General features: G+C 75.5%; 19 protein-coding genes. 10 read left to right on the top strand and 9 right to left on the bottom strand.

Annotated features, from left to right (window positions below):
- The first annotated feature begins 124 nt into the window (after positions 1-124).
- Genes ACFVVA_RS08665 through ACFVVA_RS08655 form a run of 3 tightly spaced genes read left to right on the top strand, consistent with a single transcriptional unit; the run spans position 125 to position 4,642 of the window.
- Complete coding sequence (locus ACFVVA_RS08665) at positions 125-3,241, top strand: adenylate/guanylate cyclase domain-containing protein (RefSeq protein ID WP_387687117.1); 3,117 nt, start codon at positions 125-127, stop codon at positions 3,239-3,241.
- Positions 3,238-4,098 carry a S8 family serine peptidase gene (locus ACFVVA_RS08660; protein ID WP_387687113.1) on the top strand — a complete coding sequence of 287 codons (861 nt, stop codon included), beginning with the start codon at positions 3,238-3,240 and terminating at the stop codon, positions 4,096-4,098. The genes ACFVVA_RS08665 and ACFVVA_RS08660 overlap by 4 nt, the downstream gene beginning before the upstream one ends.
- Entirely contained in the window at positions 4,082-4,642 is a 561-nt protein-coding gene (locus ACFVVA_RS08655; protein WP_387687111.1) for a GAF domain-containing protein, read from the top strand. The genes ACFVVA_RS08660 and ACFVVA_RS08655 overlap by 17 nt, the downstream gene beginning before the upstream one ends.
- On the opposite strand, the gene ACFVVA_RS08650 is transcribed toward ACFVVA_RS08655, so the two are convergent.
- The 7 genes from ACFVVA_RS08650 to ACFVVA_RS08620 all read right to left on the bottom strand — a co-directional run bounded on the left by ACFVVA_RS08650 (position 4,633) and on the right by ACFVVA_RS08620 (position 10,877).
- Positions 4,633-5,541, bottom strand: a complete 909-nt coding sequence (locus ACFVVA_RS08650; RefSeq protein WP_387687108.1) for a virginiamycin B lyase — start codon at positions 5,539-5,541, stop codon at positions 4,633-4,635. The genes ACFVVA_RS08655 and ACFVVA_RS08650 overlap by 10 nt on opposite strands.
- 107 nt (positions 5,542-5,648) lie before the next feature.
- Positions 5,649-6,749 carry an AI-2E family transporter gene (locus tag ACFVVA_RS08645; protein ID WP_387687106.1) on the bottom strand — a complete coding sequence of 367 codons (1,101 nt, stop codon included), beginning with the start codon at positions 6,747-6,749 and terminating at the stop codon, positions 5,649-5,651.
- Between the two features lie 98 nt (positions 6,750-6,847).
- A complete protein-coding gene (locus ACFVVA_RS08640) occupies positions 6,848-7,945 on the bottom strand; it encodes a winged helix DNA-binding domain-containing protein (RefSeq protein ID WP_387687103.1) in 1,098 nt (365 codons plus the stop codon).
- A complete protein-coding gene (locus ACFVVA_RS08635; RefSeq protein WP_387687101.1) occupies positions 7,942-8,637 on the bottom strand; it encodes a glycerophosphodiester phosphodiesterase in 696 nt (231 codons plus the stop codon). The genes ACFVVA_RS08640 and ACFVVA_RS08635 overlap by 4 nt, the downstream gene beginning before the upstream one ends.
- A gap of 5 nt (positions 8,638-8,642) precedes the next feature.
- The gene (locus tag ACFVVA_RS08630) at positions 8,643-9,098 is read right to left on the bottom strand and encodes a hypothetical protein (RefSeq protein WP_387687099.1); all 456 of its coding nucleotides are present in this window, start codon (positions 9,096-9,098) and stop codon (positions 8,643-8,645) included.
- A gap of 86 nt (positions 9,099-9,184) precedes the next feature.
- On the bottom strand, positions 9,185-9,601 hold the full coding sequence (locus ACFVVA_RS08625; protein ID WP_359913640.1) for a TOBE domain-containing protein: 417 nt from the start codon (positions 9,599-9,601) through the stop codon (positions 9,185-9,187).
- 91 nt (positions 9,602-9,692) lie between these two features.
- Positions 9,693-10,877: an ROK family transcriptional regulator gene (locus ACFVVA_RS08620; RefSeq protein WP_387687095.1), complete on the bottom strand. Its 1,185-nt coding sequence runs from the start codon at positions 10,875-10,877 to the stop codon at positions 9,693-9,695.
- A gap of 109 nt (positions 10,878-10,986) precedes the next feature.
- On the opposite strand from ACFVVA_RS08620, the gene ACFVVA_RS08615 reads away from it, so the two are divergent.
- The 7 genes from ACFVVA_RS08615 (at position 10,987) to ACFVVA_RS08585 (ending at position 17,511) form a co-directional block, all read left to right on the top strand.
- The gene (locus ACFVVA_RS08615; protein WP_387687093.1) at positions 10,987-12,231 is read left to right on the top strand and encodes an MFS transporter; all 1,245 of its coding nucleotides are present in this window, start codon (positions 10,987-10,989) and stop codon (positions 12,229-12,231) included.
- A gap of 95 nt (positions 12,232-12,326) precedes the next feature.
- Positions 12,327-13,097 (top strand): dienelactone hydrolase family protein, encoded by a 771-nt coding sequence (locus tag ACFVVA_RS08610; RefSeq protein WP_387687091.1) that lies wholly within the window; start codon positions 12,327-12,329, stop codon positions 13,095-13,097.
- A gap of 69 nt (positions 13,098-13,166) precedes the next feature.
- A complete protein-coding gene (locus ACFVVA_RS08605) occupies positions 13,167-13,883 on the top strand; it encodes a TVP38/TMEM64 family protein (RefSeq protein ID WP_387687089.1) in 717 nt (238 codons plus the stop codon).
- Between the two features lie 79 nt (positions 13,884-13,962).
- Positions 13,963-14,475 carry a DinB family protein gene (locus tag ACFVVA_RS08600; RefSeq protein ID WP_387687087.1) on the top strand — a complete coding sequence of 171 codons (513 nt, stop codon included), beginning with the start codon at positions 13,963-13,965 and terminating at the stop codon, positions 14,473-14,475.
- Positions 14,476-14,757: 282 nt separating this feature from the next.
- Positions 14,758-15,150 (top strand): cell division protein SepF, encoded by a 393-nt coding sequence (locus ACFVVA_RS08595; protein WP_387687085.1) that lies wholly within the window; start codon positions 14,758-14,760, stop codon positions 15,148-15,150.
- A 145-nt stretch (positions 15,151-15,295) separates the two neighbouring features.
- Positions 15,296-15,943, top strand: coding sequence for a TetR/AcrR family transcriptional regulator (locus tag ACFVVA_RS08590; protein ID WP_387687083.1), 648 nt, complete (start codon positions 15,296-15,298; stop codon positions 15,941-15,943).
- Complete coding sequence (locus ACFVVA_RS08585; RefSeq protein ID WP_387687081.1) at positions 15,940-17,511, top strand: MFS transporter; 1,572 nt, start codon at positions 15,940-15,942, stop codon at positions 17,509-17,511. Before ACFVVA_RS08590 ends, ACFVVA_RS08585 begins: the two co-directional genes overlap by 4 nt.
- A 76-nt stretch (positions 17,512-17,587) precedes the next feature.
- Here ACFVVA_RS08585 and ACFVVA_RS08580 read toward each other — a convergent pair whose 3' ends face one another.
- Both ACFVVA_RS08580 and ACFVVA_RS08575 read right to left on the bottom strand, forming a co-directional pair.
- Positions 17,588-20,065, bottom strand: a complete 2,478-nt coding sequence (locus ACFVVA_RS08580; RefSeq protein ID WP_387687078.1) for a SpoIIE family protein phosphatase — start codon at positions 20,063-20,065, stop codon at positions 17,588-17,590.
- 146 nt (positions 20,066-20,211) lie between these two features.
- Positions 20,212-20,832: a TetR/AcrR family transcriptional regulator gene (locus ACFVVA_RS08575; protein WP_359913666.1), complete on the bottom strand. Its 621-nt coding sequence runs from the start codon at positions 20,830-20,832 to the stop codon at positions 20,212-20,214.
- Between the last annotated feature and the right edge of the window lie 69 nt (positions 20,833-20,901).

The raw sequence follows: 20,901 nt of genomic DNA, 5'->3' as shown, positions 1-20,901 counted from the left end.
CGCTCGCCAGGCGTTCCCGAACCGGGCCCGAAGCCGCGCCCGCGACCCTGGCCGGGAACGCCCGCGCACACCCGCTCCGCCGCGCACGCCCCGCACAGCGAAGGACGACCGAAGGACGGCCACCATGCCCTGCCCACTCTGCGCCCAGCCCGTCGGCACCAACGACCAGTTCTGCCCCTCCTGCGGTGCCGCCCGGGGCGCCGCCCTCGACCTGGCCGCCGAGGAGCGCAAGCTGGTCACGGTGGTCTTCTGCGACCTGGTCGACTCCACCGCCCTGTCCGGCGCGCTCGATCCGGAGACCCTGCGCGAGGTGATCCTGCGCTACTTCGAGCGGATGCACCGCCGGATCGAGGCGCACGGCGGCACCCTGGAGAAGTTCATCGGGGACGCCGTGATGGCCGTCTTCGGCGTCCCGGTGATCCGCGAGGACGACGCCCACCGGGCGCTGGCCGCCGCCCTCGCCATGCTGGAGGACCTGGAGGACCTCAACACCGAGCTGGACGCCACCCTCGGGGTCCGCCTGGACGTCCGGATCGGTGTCAACACCGGCCAGGTGGTGGCGGGTTCGGACGCCTCGGCGCGCCAGGCGCTGATCTCCGGCGAGACCGTGAACATCGCCGCCCGGCTGCAGACCCGGGCCGCCCCCGGCCAGGTGCTGATCGGCCCGCAGACGCTGCGCGCGGCCGGTCCGGCCGCCCAGGTGGACGAGGTCGGCCCGCTGCACCTCAAGGGCAAGGCCGAGCCGGTCACCGCCTACCGCCTGGTCGCCCTGGACGAGGACGACCCGGAGCTGCTGCGCCGCTTCGACGTCCCGCTGGTCGGCCGGGATCGCGAACTGGCGCAGCTGGACGCCGCGTTGGCGCGGGTGGCGGGCGGCTCGGGGGCCGAGCTGCTGCTGGTCGCCGGCGAGGCCGGCATCGGCAAGACCCGGCTGGTGCGCGAGTGGCGCGAGCGGGTCGGCCGGCGCACCGCGCGCTGCGGCACCGCCCGCTGCCGCAGCTTCGGCGAGCAGGGCACGCTGGCGCCGATCGCCGAGGCGGTCCGGACCCTGCTGGACGAGCCCGGAGGCGCCGCTCCGGCCGAGGCGCTGGCCCGGCTGGACGAGGCGACCGCGCCGGGCCTCGACACCCGCCGCTCGCTGGAACTGCTGGCCGCGATCCTGCGGGGCCGCACCGTCGAGCGCCCGGCCGTCCTGGTCCTGGACGACTGCCAGTGGGCCGGCCCGGCGCTGGTGGACGCCGCCGGGTGGCTGACGGCCGAGCTCGGCGCGGCCCCCGTGCTGCTGCTCTGCCTGACCCGCCCCGAGCTCCCGGCCGCCCGCCCGGAGCTGCCGGCACTGCCGGTCGGCGGCCTGTCCTGGGACGAATCCGCCCTGCTGGCCGCCCAGTTGACCGAACTGAGCGCCCACCAGGACGCGGTTCCCACCCGGCTGCTGGAGCGCGCCGAGGGCAACCCGCTGCACCTGGAGGAGCTGCTGGCCGCCCTCACCGAGACCGAGGGCCCCGTCCTGACCGACGAACTGCCGCCCACCGGACGGGCCCTGCTCAGCGCCCGGATCGACGGGCTGGAGCGCGACGAGCGCGCCACCCTCGACCTCGCCGCCGTCCTCGGCCGCGCCTTCACCGCCACCGAACTCGCCGAACTCGCCCACGGCGGCAGCGACCAGGACGCCTTCGCCGACCCGGAGGACGACGTCTTCACCGGCCCGATCGACGGGCTGCCGGCCGGCCCGTCCGCCGGGGGCGACGACACCCCGCCGCGGCTGCACGCCGCGCTGGCCCGGCTGGCCGAGCTGCGGCTGGTCGAACCGGCCGGCGCCGGCTACCGGTTCAGCAGCGGCCTGGTCCAGGAGTCCGTCTACCAGTCGATGTCCAAGCGGGCCCGCGCCGAGCGCCACGAGCGCGCCGCCGACCTGCCGGCCGTCCGCTCCACCGGGGACGCCGCCGTCGGCGGCCACCTGGAACGCGCCCACCGCTACCGGCTCGAACTCGGCCTGCTGGACACCCGCACCGACGTGCTGCGCACCCGCGCGGCCGCCGCCCTCGGCGCCGCCGGGGCCGGCGCGCTGGCCCGCGCCGACCTGCCCGCCGCCACCGACCTGCTGGAGCGCGCCGTCCGGCTGCACTACCCGGGAGAGCGCGCCGCGGGCCCCGCGCTGCGCCGCCTCGGCGAGGCCCGGCTGGCGCTCGGCCGCGCCGAGGAGGCCCTGCCCGTCCTCGCCCAGGTGCGGGACGCGGCCGCCGACCCGCTGGACGCCGCGCACGCCCGGCTCGCGCTGGCCGCCCGCGGCCTGCCGCCCGGCCCGGACCAGCCCGCCGCGACCGCCCGCGCCGTCCTGCCGCTGTTCACCGACACCGGGGACGACCTCGGCCGGGCCCGGGCCGGGCTGCGGCTGGCCGAGGAGCAGCTGCTGGCCGGCCGGCACACCGAGGCCGAGCTGCTGCTGGACCAGGCCCTCGACCGGGTCTGCCGCACCGACGCCGAGCTGGACCGGGCCGCCGTGCTGGCCGCACTGGCCGCCTCCCTGCTGGCCGGCCCCGAGCCCGTCCCCAACGCGACCTTCCGGCTGCGCGCCCTGCTCGGCGAGCACGGCACCGGCCGGCGGACCGTGCGGATCGCGCTGAACGGCCCGCTGGCCGTCCTGCTGGCCCTGCGCGAGCGCCCCGAGGAGGCCGAGCTGCTGCTCGCCGAGGCCAACAGCCTCGCCGGGGAGCTGTCGCTGGCCGAGGCGATGGTGGCGCTGCCCGCGCTGACCGCCCAGGCGGCGGCCGCCCTCGGCCAGAGCGGCCAGGCGCTGGACCTGCTCGCCGACGCCGCCGAGATCGCCCGCCACCAGGGCAGCCCCGCCCCGCTGCCGCGCCTCGCCCTGACCACCGCCCGGGTCCTGCTGGACACCGACCGCCCGGCCCAGGCCGCCCGGCACCTGGACAGCGCGGACGCCCTCGCCGCGCTGCCGCCGGTGCTCGCGATCGAACTGGACGCGCTGCGCGGCCGGCTCGCCGCCGCCCGGGGCGAGGCCGCGCCGGCCCTGGACCTGACCGCCGCCGCCCTGGCCGCCGCTGAGGCCACCGAGTCGCTGCTGCTGCAGGCGCTGACCGCGCTCGACCGGGCGCACGCCCTGCTGCTGCTCGACCGCCCCGCCGAGGCCGCGGCGGCCGCCGCCACCGCCCGGGACCGGTTCGCCGCCAAGGGCCACCTGCCGGGCGTGCGGCGCGCCGAGCGGCTCGGGGGCACCCGGTGAGCGGCCCGGCCGGCCTCACCTGGAGCCTGCGCGACCGCACCCCCGCCGACCTGCCGGTGCTCGCCGACGCCGTCGCCCCCGACGGCGAGGAGAGCGGCGGGGGCGGGGGCACCGGCAAGGGCGTACGGGTCTGCGTGGTCGACTCCGGGGTCGAGCCCGACCACCCGCTGGTCGGGCCGGTGCAGGGCTCCTGGGCGGTGGCCAGGGACCCGGCCACCAGGGAGCTGGTCGTCCGCCCGGACTCCGCCGGCGACACCTGCGGGCACGGCACCGCCTGCGCCGGCATCATCCGCCGCACCGCCCCGGACTGCGAGCTCTACAGCGTCCGGGTCCTCGGCGAGCGCTTCACCGGCACCGGCGACATGCTGATCGCCGGGCTGCGCTGGGCCGTCGGGCAGCGCTTCGACGTGATCAACCTCAGCCTCTCCACCACCCGGACCCGCTTCCTGGACGAGCTGCACGCGATCGCCGACGACGCCTTCTTCGCCCGCACCGCGATCGTCGCCTCCGCCCACAACACCCCGGTGGAGAGCTACCCGTGGCGGTTCTCCTCGGTCATCTCGGTGGGCAGCCACCAGGAGGACGACCCGCGGCTGCACCTGTACAACCCGGCCCCGCCGGTGGAGTTCTTCGCGCCCGGCCAGAACGTCCGGGTGCCCTGGCTCGGCGGCGCCACCATCCGCACCACCGGCAACAGCTTCGCGACCCCGTACGTGGCCGGGCTCTGCGCCCGCATCCTGTCCCGGCGGCCGAGGCTGACCACCTTCCAGCTGAAGAGCGCGCTCTACCTCACCGCGGCCAATGTCCAGGTCCCTTCCACCCCCACCCCGGAGGCGCCCGATGACCCTCAGCACTGACCCCGCCGTCGACCCGCTGGCCCGCGAGCTGCTCCAGTCCGTGGTGGACGTCGCCCGGGCGATCTTCGGCGCCCGGGCGGGCTCGGTGTGCCTGCTCGACGAGGCGGCCGGGGAGCTGGTCTTCCAGGCCGTCTCCGGGCGCGGCGAGGAGTCGCTGGTGGGCCGCCGTTTCCCGGCCGGCCGGGGGATCGCCGGCTGGGTGGCCGCCTCGGGCGAGCCGATGGTGGTGGACGACCTGGGCGCCAACCGCACCTTCGACCGGGACTTCGCCGAGTCCACCGCGTACGTCCCGACCGCCCTGATGGCCGCGCCGCTCACCCACGGCAGCCGGGTGCTCGGCGTCCTGGAGGTGCTGGACCCGGCCCCGCAGGCCCGCGCCAGCCTGCCGGAGCTGGACCTGCTGGCGATGTTCGCCCGCCAGGCCGCGGCCGCCCTGCGGGTGATCGCCGAGCGCTCCCCCGCCCCGGCGGCGCCGGCCCCCGACCGCGCCGCCGCCCTCGGCCTGCTCGCCGACCTGGAGGAGCTGCTGCGCCGTCAGCCCTGAGCGCCCCGGGCACCCCGGGCGTCCCGGGCCGGGGTCAGCCGGGCGATCTGCCCGCGCTCCAGCGCCGCGTACACCGTGCCGTCCGGGGCGACGGCGATGCCGTGCGGCTCGGCGCCCGCGCCCGGGACGGGGTGGCCGTCGAGCCGCCCGTCCGGGGTGAGCACCCCGATCCGGCCGGCGCCCCACTCGGTGAACCAGAGCGCCCCGTCCGGTCCGGCCGCGACGGCGTGCGGCCTGGCCGAGCGGTCGGCCAGCGGATGCTCGGTGACCTTCCCGTCCACGGTGATCCGCCCGACCAGCCCGCCGCCGATGCCGACGTACCAGAGCGCACCGTCCGTCCCGGCGGTGATCCCGACCGGCGCGGTGCCCTCGGTGGGCAGTCGGTGGACGGTCACCGCGCCGTCGGTGCCGACCCTCGCCACCGCGTCCGCCTGGTTGAGCGTGCACCACAGTGCCCCGTCCGGCCCGGCCGTGATCAGCGACGGGAAGGCCCCGTCGACCGGCAGCGGGTACCGCGTCACCTCGCCGTCCACGGTGATCCGCCCGACCCGGTTCGCGTTCAGCTCGGTGAACCAGAGCGCCCCGTCCGGCCCCGCGGCGATCCCGTACGGGCCGGGGTCCTCGCCCGGCAGCTCGAACGAGCCGGCCCGCCCGTGGACGTCGATCCGCCCGATCCGGTGGTCCCGCATCCGGCTGAACCAGAGCGCCCCGTCCGGCCCCGCCGTGATCACCGCGGGCCCGCAGCCCGGCGCCCCGAGGCCGTACCGCCGCACCGTCCCGTCCGGGTCCAGCCGCCCGATCTCCCCGCTGTGCACCAGCGTGAACCAGACACCCCCGTCGGGCCCCACGGCGATCCCGTACGGCCCGGCCCCCGCCTCGGCCACCTCGAACAGTTCCATGCGACCCCTCCCGAAGCACTATTGCGACCCTTGTCGCATTAGCAATGCTCACATGATCCCCCGACCGACGGCAACCCGCTTTCCGCTCCGCCCGGCCGGCCGGCCGCTCAGCGGTCCGGCGCCGCCGACCGGTCCGGATCCCCGCGCAGCACCGAGATGACACCCATGCCGGCCGCGCAGACCGGGACGGCCAGCAGGGCGCCGATGATGCCGGCGATACCGGCGCCGGCCACCACGGCGACCATGATGGTGGCCGGGTGCAGCTCCACCGTGCGGCTCTGGATCACCGGCTGGAGGATGTTGCCCTCGATCATCTGCACCGTGAGCACCACGCCGAGCGCCCACAGCGCCGTGCCGATGCCGCCGTCGGCGAGGGCGACCAGGACCGCCGCCGTGCCGGACAGGAAGGCACCGACGAAGGGGATGTAGGCCCCCATGAAGACCAGCGCGCCCAGCCCCGGCGCGCCCGGCACACCGAGGGCCAGCAGGCCGATGGTGATGAAGCTCGCGTCGATCAGGGCGATCAGGGTGGTGCCGCGCATGAACCCGGCCATCGCGTCGAAGGCCCGCCCGGCGCAGGCGATCACGGTGGTGGCGCTGCGCTCGGGCAGGAAGGAGCGGATGGCGTCGCCGGTGCGGTGGCCGTCCCGCAGGAAGAAGAACACCAGGGCGAGCGCCAGCACCCCGCCGGTGATCAGCTGGGTGAGCAGGCCGAGCCCGGAGAGCACGCCGTTGGTGAGGGTGGACACCAGCGAGTTGGTCTCGCCCTTGGCGTTGCTCAGCGCGTGCTGGATCTTCGACCCGAAGGGGCCGAGCCAGCCGGCCAGCCGCCGCCCGGCCTCCGGGAGCGAGGCGGCGATCTGCGGGGCGCTGTGCACCAGGGAGTTGACCAGCAGGGCGATCACCCCGCCGACCGCCGTGACCAGCACCGTGCAGGTCAGCCCGGCGGCCAGGCCCCGCCCGACACCCCGGCGCACCAGCCAGGGCACCACCGGGTAGAGCAGCGAGGTCCCGAGCAGCGCCAGCAGGAACGGCACGGTCGCGGCCCGCAGTTCGACCAGCGCGAAGACCACCAGCGAGGCGACGGCGATCAGCAGGATCACCGCCAGCGACCAGGCGGCCGCCTGCCGCAGCGCGGGCGGCAGCATCAGGTACGGCCTGCGGTGGTCCGGCCGCCGCTCCTCGCCGGGCGCGCGCTCCACGGACACGGTCGCCTCCGCCGGGGTCTCGACGATTCCGGACCGCCCCAGCTCAGCAGAGGTTCCGACGGCCCGCGCGGCGGACCGGCCGGGAGCACCCGAACGAGCTACCCGGGGGCCTCGAACCGCACCGCGCCGTCCTCGCCCGCCCCCGCGAAGACCAGTACCCGCTGCGCCTCGGCCTCGGCGGCCCGCCGGTCGGCCGGGCGCAGCGGGGCGAACGGGGCGACGGTCACCTCCCGGTCGCCGGTCAGCCGCCAGGTCCCGGCGACCAGCCCGTCCACCAGGAGGGTTCCGTGCACGATGCCGTTGCGGGTCATCACCCGGCCCCGGTGCTCCTCGGGCAGCACCCGGGTGCGGTCCGCGTGCGAGAGCAGCAGGTTGTCGAACGGGGCGAGCAGCCGGACCGGCGCGGGGGTGTCCTCGTCGGGGCGGGGCGCCTCGGGCAGGTCGTACAGCTGCCGGCCCTGTTCGTCCCGGAAGGCCCGCAGGCTCGGTGCGAGCCGCCGCAGCACCGGGGCGAGGCCGGCCAGGCCGCACCACTGGCGCAGGTCGGCCGCGGAGGCGGGGCCGAACGCGGCGAGGTAGCGCAGCACCAGGCCGTCCGGGCCGGGTGACGGGTCGAGCGGGCGGCCGAGCCAGGCCTCGGCGGTGGTGTGGGCGGCCGGTCCGCCGCGCCCCCACAGCCCGCGCGGCGGGACCTGCACCAGCGGCAGCCGGCAGCGGGCGGCCTGGGCGAGGGCGGCCGGGTCGCGGTCCGGGCGGCTCCCGGCGAGCAGCGCGCCGAGCTGCTGGAAGGTGCGCGGCCGCTCCTCGACCAGGGTGCGGGCCTCGGCGGCGAGCGCGTCCAGGTCCAGGCCGGTCAGCTGCTTGCCGAAGGTGGTGCGCATCGCCTGGTCCAGCATCGGCTGGAGGAGCGGGCGCAGCGTCAGGCAGTCCTCGGCGGTGACGAGGTGGATGGTGCCGCGCTGGAGGGCGGTCCGGACCACCGCCCGCTGCTCGATCAGGGTGCTGAGCCGCTCGGGCGTGAAGCCGTCGAGCCGGGCCAGCAGTCCGAGGTAGGGCGGCTGGGGTGCGGCCTGGGCCTGGAGGCCGCCGAGGTGGTGGATCAGTGCGGCGGGCTGCTGGTCGGTGCGGGCGAGCAGGTGCTGACGGGCCAGCAGGGCCCGGCCGAGCGCCCGTCGGCTCAGGAGCGGTCCGGTCACCGGCGGCCGTCCAGCACGGAGCGCAGGACGCCGATCCGGTTGGAGGTGATGGAGGCGACGCCGCTCTCGCGCAGCCGGCGCATGGTGCGGCGCAGGTCGGCGGTCCAGGTGGAGACGGCGAGCCCCTGCTCCGCCGCGGCGGCGATGAACGCGGGGGTGACCAGGCCGAACGGCGGGTTGAGGTAGCGCGGGCGCAGGTCGTCCAGCAGGGCGCGCACGGGCATCCCGGGCTGCTTCCAGGTGAGCGCGATCTCGGCGTCCGGGATCAGTTCGCGCACCGCGAGCATGGCGGCGGTGGGACCGCAGAAGGCGACCGCGCGTTCGGCGCCGAGCCCGGTGACCACCGACCAGGCGGCCGCGGCCGGTCCGGCGTCGTCCAGGTCGATCAGCAGCCTGCGGCCGTCGACGGCGAAGACCGCCTTGATCGCCTCGGCGAGGGTGGGGACGGTGAGCGGGCCCTGCCGCAGCTCCTCCAGCTGGTCGGCGGTGACCCGGTCGATCGACCGCGGGTCGCGCCAGAGCCGCTCCAGGGTGGGGTCGTGCAGCAGTACGGGCACCCGGTCGCGGGTGAGCCGGACGTCCACCTCGACGGCGTCGGCCCCGGCGGCGAGCGCGGACTCGACGGAGGGCAGGGTGTTCTCGCGGTGGCGGTAGGGGTCGCCGCGGTGGGCGACGGCGAGCGGCTTGGCCATGGCGTTCAACGGATCCTTCCGGCGAGCCAGGGGGTGAGGTCGTGGACGCCGATGGCCTCGCGGTGGCTCGGCTCCCCCGGGACGGTGACGATCAGCGTGGTGGACGGCGGGAAGGTGCGCGCCTTGACGTGCACCAGGTCGGACCAGAGGGCGTTCAGGAAGCCGGGGACGCGGTCGCGGTCGACGTCGAAGGCGATGCCCTCGACGGTCACGGTGACCTCGTCGTGGGTGAACAGCCGGACGGTGACGGCGGGGCGGCCGTCGAACTCCAGCAGTGCCTCGTGCGGGACGGCGTCCAGTTCCCCGTCCGGACCGCCCGGACCGCCCGGGCCGACCAGCCCGGCGAAGGTCCGGTCGCGGCCGATGTCGTGCTGGGCGCGGACGGTGCGGCCGTGCCGGTCGGCCACGGTCCCGATCGCGAGCACGGCGCTCTGGGTGGTCGGCAGGTGCGGGGGTGGCATCCGGGCCTCTCCTTCGGTTCCGGGACTCGTGGGGCCGGGGCGGCCGGGGCGGCCGGGGCGGCCCGGGCTCGGGCGACGGGCCCCGACTAGCGCCGTTCGACCATCACATTGGTGGACTTGATGACCGCCGTGGCGGGTGCGCCGGGGACCAGGTTCAACTCCTCCGCCGACTCCCGGCTGATCAGGGACACCACCCGGAACGGCCCGGCCTGGATCTCCACCTGCGCGGCCACGTCGCCGAGCACCACGTGGGTGACGATCCCCGGGAAGCGGTTGCGCGCCGAGGACGGCCGGCCCTCCGCCTCGGAGTTCTCCGGCCGGGCCAGCTCCCGGGCGAAGGCGGCGAGCTCGGCCCCCGGGATGATCCGGTGCCCGTGCTCGTCCCGCGCGGCGGCGACCCGCCCGGCGTCCACCCAGCGCCGCATGGTGTCGGCGCTGACGCCGAGCAGCGCCGCGGCCTCGCCGATGCGGTACGGGTTGGCCGGCACCTCGGGCTGGCCCATGAGCGTCTCCTGACGGTGGTTCGGGTTCCCGGGGCGAGTGCCCCTGCGCCATCCTGCCGTACGGACGGCGCGGATGATCACGCGAGGGCGGTCACGGCTCGCCGAAGAGGTCGCGCCGCACCGCGTCCCCGGCGGTGAGCACCGCCCCGGCGAGCACCGCGCCGCCGCCCGCCGTGCCGGCCCGCACCTCGGTGCTCAGTGGGGAGAGCCGGGCCAGCCGCCGCTCGACCCGCCCGGCCAGCTCCGGCCCACCGGCCCGGCCGACCTCGCCGCCGAGCACCACGCAGCCGGGGTCCAGCACCACGCAGACGCTCGCCGCACCGATCGCGATCCGCTCGGCCAGCTCGTCCAGGAAGACCTCGCTCGCCGCGCCCGCCGCCAGGGCGGCCCGTACGGCGGCCTCGGCGGCGGGGGCGTCCCCGGCCGGGCCGGCGGGCAGCCCGTGGGCGCGGGCCAGCGCGCAGATCGCGGCGCTGCCGACCAGGCTGTGGAAGCCGCCCTCGCAGCTGTCGGCGCTGGGCAGGGCGACGGTGCCGGGAACGGGCAGGAAGCAGATCTCGCCGGTGCCGCCGGAGAAGCCCCGGCGCAGCCGCCCGTCCAGGATCACGGCGGCGCCGACGCTGTGGCCGAGCCACAGCAGCACGAAGGTGTCGCGGTCGCGCGCGGCACCGACCCGGTACTCGGCCCGCCCGGCCAGGTTGACCTCGTTCTCCAGAATCACCTCGGTGCCGGGCAGCTCGCGCAGCGCGGCGAGGAGTTCGGCGTGCCAGGCGGGGAGCTTGCCGGTGCTCTGCAGCCGGCCGGTGGCCTGGTCGACCAGTCCGGGGGCGCCGACCGCGACGGTGTGCAGCCGTTCGACGCCGACGCCGCGCGCGGTGTCCAGCAGGGCGGCGACGATGGTCCCGGCGGTGTCCGGCCCGCCGTCGCCCTCGACCGGGACCTCGGCGGTGGCCAGGCCGCGCCCGGCCAGGTCGGCGACGACCAGGCTGACGCCGCCGGAGCGGACGTCGAAGGCGGCGAGGTGGGCCCGGGAGGCGACCAGCGCGTAGAGCCGGGCGTTGGGGCCGCGCCGCTGTTCGCCGCGCTCGCCGACGACGGCCACCAGTCCGGTGCGCTGGAGGCGTTCGAGCAGGTCGGCGACGGTCGGCCGGGACAGGCCGGTGAGGTCGCGCAGCTCGGTCGCGGTCAGGGGGCCCTGTTCGAGCAGGAGGTTGAGCGCCAACCGGTCGTTGATCGCCCGGGCGGTGCTCGGCGTGGCCGTACGCGCGGTGGTCATGGCAGCTCATCCTTCCAGAGCATTTCTATCAGGGTCCCTTCCTGATAATTTAGCGACCGTCACAGGGCACTGTCGCGCCCCTCACCGCGCGACCGGGAGGGAAGAACCCATGAGCGGAACCACCGCACCACCGCCGCCGGAGCCGTTGGCCGCGCCCCGCCGGGCCCGGAGGAGCATCGCCCTGACCTTCCTGGTACACGGGGCCGTCGCCGGCAGCTTCGTCACCCGCATCCCCTGGATCCAGCACCACCTCGACCTCTCGGCCGGCCAGCTCGGCCTGGCCCTGGTCATGCCCGCCGTCGGCTCCTCCCTCGCCATGCCGCTGGCCGGCCGCTTCGTGCACCGCTACGGCGGCCGGGCCGCGGTGCGCGGGCTGATCTCGCTCTGGTGCCTGTCCCTCGCCCTGCCCGCACTCGCCCCCTCGCTGCCGGTGCTGTGCGCGGCGCTGCTGGTGTACGGCGCCACCTCCGGGATGGCCGACGTCGCGATGAACGCCCAGGGCGTGGAGATCGAGGAGCGGCTCGGCCGCTCGATCATGTCCGGGCTGCACGGGATGTGGAGCGCGGGCGGCCTGCTGGCCTCCCCCTTCGGCATCCTCGCCGCCCACCTGGACCTCGACGCCCGGATCCAGCTGGCCGTCACCGCGCTGGTCCTGCTCGCGCTCGCCCAGCCCGTCTGCCGCGGCCTGCCCGACCTCCGGGCGCACGAGGGCGCGGAGGAGCCGCCGCGGTTCGCGCTGCCGCCGCGCAGCTCGCTGGTGATCGGACTGGTCGGCTTCTGCGCGGTCTTCGCCGAGGGCGCCTCGATGGACTGGAGCGGCGTCTACCTGCGGGACGTCACCGGCGCCTCGGCCACCGTCGCCGCCGCCTCGTACACCGCCTTCTCGCTCACCATGGCGGTCAGCCGGCTCGCCGGGGACGCGGCGATCCGCCGCCTCGGCGCCGTCCGCACCACCCGCATCGGCGGCGCCGTCGCCACCGCCGGCGGCCTGCTGGTGGTCGCCGCGGACAGCCCGGCACTGGCCATCCCCGGCTTCGCCCTCATCGGCATCGGCATCGCGGTGATCGTCCCGCTCGCCTTCGCCGCGGCCGGCCGGATCGGCACCAACCCCAGCCAGGCCATCGCGGGCGTCGCCACCGTCACCTACACCTCCGGCCTGATCGCCCCCGCGGTCATCGGCGCCCTCGCCCAGGCCACCTCGCTGACCGTCTCCTTCGGCCTGGTCACCGCGCTCGCCTGCGCCCTGCTGCTGAGCGCCGGGGCGCTGCGGCTGGCCGAACGGAATTCCGGCGGCGAGAACGTGACCGCAATGTCACCGGAAAAGCCTTCCGGAAAAGATCTCTCCGCGATATGATGATGAATTCCTGAGGGAATTTCCCGCTAAGGTCTCGAACCGCCGGGCGCACACCGCGCCCGGCGGTTTTCGTGCTCCCCGAGAGGAATTCCCCCGTGTGCTGCGACCCGGACGCCGCCCCGCCCGCCCTCGGCCCCGCCCCGTGGCCCCTGGCCGAGGCCGCCCCACTCACTCTGACCTCGGCCGACGGCACCCGGTTCGGCGCCTTCCTGGCCCGGCCGGAGACCGCCACCGGGCCCGGGGTGCTCGTCCTGCCGGACAACAGGGGCCTCTCCCCGTTCTACCGCCGGACCGCCGCCCGGCTCGCCGGACACGGCCACCCGGCCCTCGTCCTCGACTATTACGGCCGCACCGCCGGAGCCGCCCCGGAAAAGCGCCCGGCGGAATTCGGCGAAATGCCGAACCTGCTCCCCCACCTGCTCGCGCTCACCCCCGGAGGACTGGACGCCGACATCACCGCCGCACTGGAACGGCTGCGCGCCGCCGGGCCCGCCGAGGTGGTCGCGCTCGGCTTCTGCTTCGGCGGCCGGCAGGCCTTCCGCACCGCCGCCCCGCGCTTCGGCCTGGCCGGCGCGGTCGGCTACTACGGCTACCCGGACACCCTCAACGGCGCCCCCGGGCCCACCCAACTGGCCGGGGGGCTGACCGCCCCCGTGCTCGCCTTCTGGGGCGGCGCCGACGAGCACATCCCGGCCGCCGCCGTCGAGGCCTTCGACGCGGCACTCACCGCGGCCGGCTGCCCCCACGAGTTCGTCAGCTATCCGGGGGCACCCCACAACTTCTTCGAGCTCGCCGCCGTCGAACACGCCGACGCGGCCCGCGACTCGTGGCAGCGCCTGCTGGGGTTCCTCTCCCGACCGGCCTGAGGGCCGGCCCGCGGGTCGGCCCGGCGCCCGGGGCGCCGGCGGGGCCCGGGCACCGGTTAGGCTCGGGCGGTGTTCGAGCCCGATGCCGTTCCCGTGCCGCCCGCCGTGCCGCGGGCGCCCGCCGTCGCACCGCGTTCCCCGTGGTGGCGGTTCGCGCTGCTGGTGGTGGTGCTCGCCGCGACGGCCGGGTCGCTGCTGCTGTGGAGCCCGACGGAGCTGCTGTCCGGCGGGCTGGCGGACCGGATGCCGGGGTACTGGTTCGGCCCGCTGTTCGCCCTGGTCTACGCGGTAGGGACGCTCGCCTTCGTGCCCCGGCCGGCGCTGAACGCGGTGGCCGGTCTGCTGCTCGGCATCCAGCAGGGCGTGCTGCTGGCGGTGCTCGGCACCACCGTGGGCGCGGCCCTGGCCTTCGGGCTCGGCCGGGGCCTCGGCCGGGAGGCGCTGCGCCCGTATCTGCGCGGGAAGGTGCTGGGGGCGCTGGACCGGCGGTTCACCGAGCAGGGCTTCCGCAGTGTGCTGGTGCTGCGGCTGCTGCCCGGCATGCCGTTCCAGGCGGCCAACTACGGCGCCGCGTTCTCCGGGGTCCGCTTCCTGCCCTTCGTACTGGGCACCGCGATCGGCGTGGTGCCGACCACCGCGGTGTACGTCACGGCGGCGGCCAGCGCGGGCCGCCCGGGCTCGGCGGCCTTCCTGCTGTCGGCGGGGGTGATCGCCCTGCTGGTGCTGGGCAGCGTGGTGGGCCTCTGGCGGACGGTCCGGACCCGCCGCCGGGCGACGGCCGGCTGAGCCGCTCCACGGGGCCGGCGGCAGAGCCGGGAGCAAAATCGCTCGCGCCCGCGCGCGGCCGGACGCCAGGATGGCGCGCATGACCGAACCGAACCCGCGGGTGGACCCGCCGATGACGGCCGACGAGGCCGCCAGCCTGACCGCCTTCCTCGACTACCACCGCCGCACCCTCGCCCTCAAGTGCGAGGATCTGACCGACGACCAGCTGCGGCTGCGCTCGATCCCGCCGTCGAGCCTCTCGCTGCTGGGCCTGGTCCGGCACATGGCCGAGGTGGAGCTGTACTGGTTCCAGTCCGTCCTGCTCGGCCGGGAGATCACCGGGCACTTCTGGACCGAGGAGCACGAGGACGCCGACTTCGACGACGTCGACACCGCCGACGTCGCGGCCGACTTCGCCGTCTGGCGCACCGAGGTCGAGGCCGCCCGCCTCGCCGTCGCCGGCCTGCCGCTGGACACCGTCGCCAAGAACCTGCGCCGGGGACAGCCGGTGACGCTCCGGTGGATCCTCACCCACATGATCGAGGAGTACGCGCGACACAACGGCCACGCGGATCTTCTGCGCGAATTGATCGACGGCGCGACCGGCGAGTGACGCGACGGGTGAAATCGTTTCCTCATTGTTGACAGAAGGTCAATTAAGCCGTGACCGCGACCGATAAGGTCAACGCGCGCAACCGTACGGTGCCGCGCCGCGTCACTGGAAGTGCCCGGGTTCGCCCGGGTTTCCGGCGCGGCACGACTCGTACGGGGGTTGCGAGCGGGCACGGGACCGGTGAACAGTGCGATACTCGGACAGTTCCGACGAGTGGATGACGTGTCAAGAACGGCACGCGACCCCGGGGGACCAGGACGGGACGAGGCAGGGAGGCGCGGCATGGGAGCACTTCGCGACGAGCACCACAACGGGTGGCTGATGCCCTCGGGGAACTACCCGGCCGCGGTGTACGACGACGAGTGGGTGGATCAGGAGACGGTTCCGGCCGCCCCCGCGCCCACGAAGATCGTCTCCCTGCGGCCGACGGGCTTCGAGGCGGCCCGGACGGTCGGTGAGCACATCCGGGCGAGCATCCCGGTGGTCATGGACCTCACCGAGATGAACGAGGCCGAGGCCAAGCGCATGGTCGACTTCGCCTCCGGGCTGATCTTCGGCACCAGGGGCGGCATCGAGCGGATCGCCCGGAGGGTCTTCCTGCTCACCCCGGCCGACGTCGAGGTCATGGTGATCGACCGCCCGCTGGACGAGACCGGCTTCTACAACCAGAGCTGAGGCCGCACGGCGGCACCCCGGACCGGGGACGGTACACCCACCGTCCCCGGTTTTTTGCTGCCCGGCCACCGAGAACCGACGCCTCACCTGAGAGCTCGAACAAAAGAATGAGACATCCACGTCTCACGTGAACTAGACTCGCTGCATGGCCACCGATCGCGACACCGTCCTGGAAGCCGCCGTCGGCGTCCTCTCCCGCCGCCCGACCGCCCACCTGGACGAGATCGCGCGCGCCGCCGGCATCAGCCGTGCCACGCTGCACCGGGTCTTCCCCGGGCGCGACGCTCTGATCCGCGAGATCGGCCTGCTCGGGCTGCGCCGCTTCGCCTCCGCGCTGGACACCGCCGACGTCGAGCGGGGCGACGCCGAGGCCGCGCTGCGCCGCCTGGTGGACTCCTCCGTCCCGGACGCCATGCTCTGCGCCTTCCTGGCCGGCGAGAACCAGCTCTACGAGCACGAGGACATCAACGACCTCTGGGAGGTCCAGATCGCCCGGCTGCACGCGCTCTTCCTGCGCGGCCAGCAGCAGGGCGTGTTCCGCATCGAACTGAGCGCCGCCTGGCTGAGCGAGGCCTTCTTCGACCTGGTGGCCGGCGTCGGCTGGTCCATCCAGGACGGCCGGCTCGCCCCGCGCGACGCCGCCTTCTCGCTCGCCGAGCTGTTCCTCGGCGGCGCGCTGCGCAGACCCGACACCCGCACCCCCGCCGGCGCCACCGCCGGCAGCACCGCCCACAGCACCACCACCCCTGTCCACAGCACTTCCGACCACAGGCCGGACACCGATAAACCATGAACACCCTGACCGCCCGCCAGCGCTGGACCGGCCTCGCCGTCCTCGTCCTGGCCGTGACCGTGGTCGCCCTGGACGCGACCGTCCTCTCCCTCGCCATCCCGTCGATCAGCGAGACGCTGCGCCCCAGCGGCACCCAGCTGCTCTGGATCGGCGACTCCTACTCCTTCGTGCTGGCCGGCCTGCTGGTCAGCATGGGCGCCCTGAGCGACCGGATCGGCCGCAAGAAGCTGCTGCTGGCCGGGTCCGCGGCCTTCGGCGCCGCCTCGCTGCTGGCCGCCTACGCGCCGAGCGCCGGCTGGCTGATCCTGGCCCGCGCGCTGCTCGGCGTGGCCGGGGCCACGATCATGCCGTCCACGCTCTCGCTGATCCGCAGCCTCTTCCCGGACGACCGGGAGCGGGCCACCGCGATCGGCATCTGGGGCGCGGCCGCCACCGCCGGCGCCGCCCTCGGGCCGGTGGTCGGCGGGGTGCTGCTGGAGCACTTCTGGTGGGGTTCGGTGTTCCTGCTGAACATCCCGGTGCTGATCCTGCTGCTGGTGTCCGGCGCCTGGCTGCTGCCGGAGTCCAAGGACCCGAAGCCGGGCCGCTGGGACGTGCTGAGCGTGCTGCTGTCGATGGCCGGTGTGATCGGCACGGTGTACGCGATCAAGGAGGCCGCCGCGCACGGCGTGGACCGCTGGGACGTGCCGGTCACCTTCGTCCTCGGCGCCACCGCGCTGTTCCTCTTCGTCCGCCGCCAGCTGCGGCTGGAGACCCCGCTGCTCGACGTCCGGCTGTTCCGCGACCGGCGGTTCACGGCGGCCGTCTCGGCCTCGCTGATCTCCCTGGTCGGGCTCTCCGGCGTGATCTTCGTGGTCTCGCAGTACCTCCAGCTGGTCCGCGGCTACCAGCCGCTCCAGGCGGGCCTGGCCGAGCTGCCGGCCTTCGCGGGTTCGGTGGCCGGCGGTCTGCTCACCGCCGCGATCGCCCGGCGCTTCGGCGCCCGCAAGGCGCTGACGGCCTGCCTGCTGGCGATGGGACTGGGCGTGGGCGCGCTCGGCTGGCTGTCGCAGGACACCACCTACCTGCTGCTGGCCGCCTCCTTCCTGCTGGTCGGGACGGCCGAGGGCGTGGTCTACACGCTCGGCGCCGACCTGGTGCTGACCGCCGCGCCCGCCGACAAGGCCGGGGCCGCCTCGGCGGTCTCGGAGACGGCGTACGAGCTGGGCACCGCGCTCGGCATCGCCCTGGTGGGCTCGGTGGTCGGCTCGATCTACGCGAGCGGGCTGGCGGTCCCGGCCGGGACGGACCCGGCGGCCGCCGCCCGGGCCGGCGAATCGCTGGGCTCGGCCGTCGAGACGGCGCAGGGCCTGTCGCCGGAGCTCGCCCGGCCGCTGCTGGCGAGCGCCCGGGAGTCCTTCGTCAACGGCATGAACAGCGCCGGGCTGCTGGCCGCCGCGCTGCTGGTCGGCGCGGCCGTGATGGCCTGGCGGCTGCTGCGCGGGCTGTCCGAGCCGAAGCCTGGGGCGGCGACCGGTTCGCAGGACGCGGTCGACGCACCGGCCGAGCAGCCGAAGGTCACCGCGTAGCAATGCCCTGGAACGGCCGTTTCCCCCGGGGGAACGGCCGTTCCCGTCTGCCGGAGCGGGGGTCTGAGGACAGGCCCTAGGAAGCCCCGAAGGGCAGCTCCAGCTCCGCCCAGACCACCTTGCCGTCCCGGGTCAGCCGGCTGCCCCAGCGCTGGGCCAGCTCGCTGACCAGGAACATCCCGCGTCCGCCCTCGTCCTGCTCGGCGAACGGGCGCAGCTGGGGGGTCTGGCCGCCCGCGTCGGCGACCTCCAGGGTGAGCACCCGGTCGCGGAACAGCCGCAGCCGGCGCGGGGCGTCGGCGTGCAGCAGGGCGTTCGTGACCAGCTCGCTGACCAGCAGCTCGGCGTAGTCGGTGAGCGCCGACAGGCCCCAGGCCTCCAGGGTGGCGCGGGTGAAGCGGCGGGCCTTGCCGGGCACCCGTCCCCCGCCGGACAGCGGCAGGGTCGCGATCCGGTCGGCGGGCAGCGGCAGCACCCGGGCCATGATCATCGCGATGTCGTCCTCGGTGCCGTCGGTGACCAGCGCCGCGAGGACGGCGTCGCAGTTCTCCTCCAGGGTCCGGCCGGGGCCGGACAGGGTGCGGGCGAGCAGGTCGATGCCGGCGTCCAGGTCCTGGCCGCGCCGCTCGACCAGGCCGTCGGTGTAGAGCGCGACCATGCCGCCCTCGGGAATGTCGAACTCGATCGACTCGAAGGCCACCCCGCCGACGCCCAGCGGCACCCCGGGCGGCACGTCCACCCGGGCGGCGGTGCCGTCGGGGCCCACCCGGACCGGCGGCAGGTGCCCGGCCGCGGCGATCTGGACGGTGCGCTCCAGCGGGTCGTACACCGCGCAGATACAGGTCGCGAACTGGCCCTCGCCGATCCCCGTGGCGGTCTCGTCCAGCCGGGTGAGGACCTGCTCGGGCGGCATGTCGAGGGTGGCGAGGGTCCGGGCGACGGTGCGCAGCTGGCCCATCGTGGCGGCGGCGCGGATGCCGTGGCCCATCACGTCGCCGACCACCAGGGCGACCCGTCCGCAGGACAGCGGCACCACGTCGAACCAGTCGCCGCCGACCTCGCTGACCACGCTGCTGGGCAGGTAGCGGTAGGCGATCTCCAGGCCGAGGGTGCGGTGCACCTCCTGCGGCAGCAGGCTCCGCTGGAGGGTGAGCGCGGTCTCCCGCTCGCGGCGGTAGAGCCGGGCGTTGTCGAGCGCCAGCGCGGTGCGGGCGACCAGTTCCTCGGCGAGGGCGACGTCGGCGGCGGTGAACGGCTCGGGGTTGCGCATCCGGATGAACTCGGAGCCGCCGAGCACCATGCCCCGGGCGGTGATCGGCACCATCAGGTACGAGTGGATGCCCGCCGCTATGCCGGGGGCCACCCGGTCCTCGCTGGCCACCAGGCCGCGCAGCGCCTCCTCGTCCACGTGCGAGCGCAGCAGCGGCTTCCCGCTGCGCAGGCACTGGACGTAGCTGCGGTCCGGGGAGTACTCGGAGGTCTCGCCGACCACGTCCACGGCGTGCGCGAGGCCGCTCTCGTAGGACTCCCCGACGGCGACGGCGCGCAGCGTGATGTTCCGGTCGGAGGGGATCACGGTGGGCTCGGAGCCGCGCAGCACCGGCTCCAGCAGGTCGACGGTGGCGAAGTCGGCGAACCGGGGGACGACCGCCTCGATCAGCTCCTCTGCGGTGCGCTGGAGGTCGAGGGTGGTGCCGATCCGGGCGGTCGCCTCGGCGATGGTGGCGAGCCGTTCCTGGGCGCGGGCGGCGCGGGCCTCGGCCTGGAAGCGCTCGGTGACGTCGATGATCGATGAGCAGACCCCGAAGATCCGGCCGGTGGAGTCCTCCAGCCGGAAGTAGGAGGCGGACCAGGCGTGGTCCCGCTTGGGGTCGCCGGGGACCCTTCCGTGCGAGCGGGCGTCCACCACGGGTTTGCCGGTCCTCAGCACCTGACGCATGATCTGCTCGATCTCGGCGCTGTTGATGCCGGGCAGCACGGCGGATATCCGGCGGCCGAGGTGGGCGGCGACCGGCACCCCGTTCATCCGGGCCAGCGCCTCGTTGATCCGGATGTAGCGCAGTTCGGTGTCGTAGACGGCCATGCCGATCGGCGAGCGGTCGAAGACGCCGTCCAGCACCGCGAGGTCGGCCTCGACGGCGTGCAGGGCGCGGGTGTCGGAGGCGGTGGCGAGCAGCAGCAGGGTGCCGCCGGGGACGGCGATCGGGTAGGTGCGGAACTCCAGGTCGACCTTGTGGCCGTCGCGGTGGCGCACCGGGAAGACGCCGGACCAGCCGCTGCCGCCCATGATCCGCTGGAAGAGGCCGAGCACCTCGGAGCGGTCGGACTCGTCGGTGAGCAGTTGGGCGGCGTAGCTGCCGACGGCCTCCTCGGAGGAGTAGCCGAGCAGGGCCTCGGCGTCCTCGCTCCAGTGCAGGATCAGTCCGTCGTCCTGGAGCAGCACCGTGGCGAGCGGGACGAGCCGATGGCCTTCGGGGTACGTGCCGTCGGAACGTCCGGGATTGCCGCCCGGTGCCGGGGCGGCGTCGGTCGCGTCCCACTCGTGTCCGTGCATGATCAGGCAGCACCCCGGTTCGGCTCGTGCCCGGCCGGGGGCCTCGCGGTCCGTGCCGGCCGGGATTCTTCTCCAGACTGCACGGACATCGGCCGCCCGGCGACCCCTTGGTCAGGGGGCGTCCGGCCGCTCCGGCTGTACGGGCGTCATGGGCGTACCGGCCGCAGCGTACTCTCCAGAACGCCCGCCCACTGCCGGATCACTCCGGAACGTCGGTGGCTGTCGTCGGTGAGCAGGTTGGCGAGGCCCAGTCCGCGGGCGAGGTCCAGTGTGGCCTGCACGGATTCGCGCACGCCGGGGCGGCTCTCGTCGGCGTCCAGGAACTCCACCGCGGCCCGGTGGGCCTCCCGGCCGACGCGGCCCTCCAGGGCGATGATCCGCTCACGCAGCACCTCCTCGGTGGCGGCGGCGGTCCACAGGTGCAGGGCGGCGCGGAACAGCGGGCCGGTGTAGAGGCGCACGATCATGTCGACCACGGCCCCGGTGCGGTCCGGCCCGGCGGCCGGCAGTTCGTCCGCGTGGGCGCGGACGGCTGCCAGCCGCTCGGCGGTGACGTGCTCGACGGCCGCGGTGAAGAGGTCCTCGCGGGTCGGGAAGTGGTGCTGGGCCGCGCCCCGGGAGACCCCGGCCCGCTCGGCGACGACGGTGACGGTCGAGCCGTGCCAGCCGAGTTCGGCCAGGCATTCCACGGCCGCCGCGAGCAGCCGGGCCCGGGTGGCTCGGCTGCGGTCCTGCTGCGGGGCGCGGGCGGCGGGGTGGCTGGTCATGGCGGCGGGCGGTTCCTGTTCCGATCGGGGCGCGGCGGGTCCCGGTCGGGGCGCGGCAGGAAGATCCTC

It is taken from the genome of Kitasatospora sp. NPDC058048 (genome assembly GCF_042885555.1).
Lineage (GTDB): Bacteria > Actinomycetota > Actinomycetes > Streptomycetales > Streptomycetaceae > Kitasatospora > Kitasatospora lactacystinica.
Note: the sequence above shows the minus strand (reverse complement) of the source record. Positions and strands in the feature narration are given on the sequence as shown.

What these genes read in the sequence shown, in the direction of transcription:
- ACFVVA_RS08665 (WP_387687117.1), top strand. Translation starts at nt 125, where the DNA reads ATGCCCTGCCCACTCTGCGCCCAGCCCGTCGGCACCAACGACCAGTTC.
- ACFVVA_RS08655 (WP_387687111.1), top strand. Translation starts at nt 4,082, where the DNA reads ATGACCCTCAGCACTGACCCCGCCGTCGACCCGCTGGCCCGCGAGCTG.
- ACFVVA_RS08650 (WP_387687108.1), bottom strand. Translation starts at nt 5,541, where the DNA reads ATGGAACTGTTCGAGGTGGCCGAGGCGGGGGCCGGGCCGTACGGGATC.
- ACFVVA_RS08635 (WP_387687101.1), bottom strand. Translation starts at nt 8,637, where the DNA reads ATGGCCAAGCCGCTCGCCGTCGCCCACCGCGGCGACCCCTACCGCCAC.
- ACFVVA_RS08630 (WP_387687099.1), bottom strand. Translation starts at nt 9,098, where the DNA reads ATGCCACCCCCGCACCTGCCGACCACCCAGAGCGCCGTGCTCGCGATC.
- ACFVVA_RS08625 (WP_359913640.1), bottom strand. Translation starts at nt 9,601, where the DNA reads ATGGGCCAGCCCGAGGTGCCGGCCAACCCGTACCGCATCGGCGAGGCC.
- ACFVVA_RS08620 (WP_387687095.1), bottom strand. Translation starts at nt 10,877, where the DNA reads ATGACCACCGCGCGTACGGCCACGCCGAGCACCGCCCGGGCGATCAAC.
- ACFVVA_RS08615 (WP_387687093.1), top strand. Translation starts at nt 10,987, where the DNA reads ATGAGCGGAACCACCGCACCACCGCCGCCGGAGCCGTTGGCCGCGCCC.
- ACFVVA_RS08600 (WP_387687087.1), top strand. Translation starts at nt 13,963, where the DNA reads ATGACCGAACCGAACCCGCGGGTGGACCCGCCGATGACGGCCGACGAG.
- ACFVVA_RS08595 (WP_387687085.1), top strand. Translation starts at nt 14,758, where the DNA reads ATGGGAGCACTTCGCGACGAGCACCACAACGGGTGGCTGATGCCCTCG.
- ACFVVA_RS08590 (WP_387687083.1), top strand. Translation starts at nt 15,296, where the DNA reads ATGGCCACCGATCGCGACACCGTCCTGGAAGCCGCCGTCGGCGTCCTC.
- ACFVVA_RS08585 (WP_387687081.1), top strand. Translation starts at nt 15,940, where the DNA reads ATGAACACCCTGACCGCCCGCCAGCGCTGGACCGGCCTCGCCGTCCTC.
- ACFVVA_RS08580 (WP_387687078.1), bottom strand. Translation starts at nt 20,065, where the DNA reads ATGCACGGACACGAGTGGGACGCGACCGACGCCGCCCCGGCACCGGGC.
- ACFVVA_RS08575 (WP_359913666.1), bottom strand. Translation starts at nt 20,832, where the DNA reads ATGACCAGCCACCCCGCCGCCCGCGCCCCGCAGCAGGACCGCAGCCGA.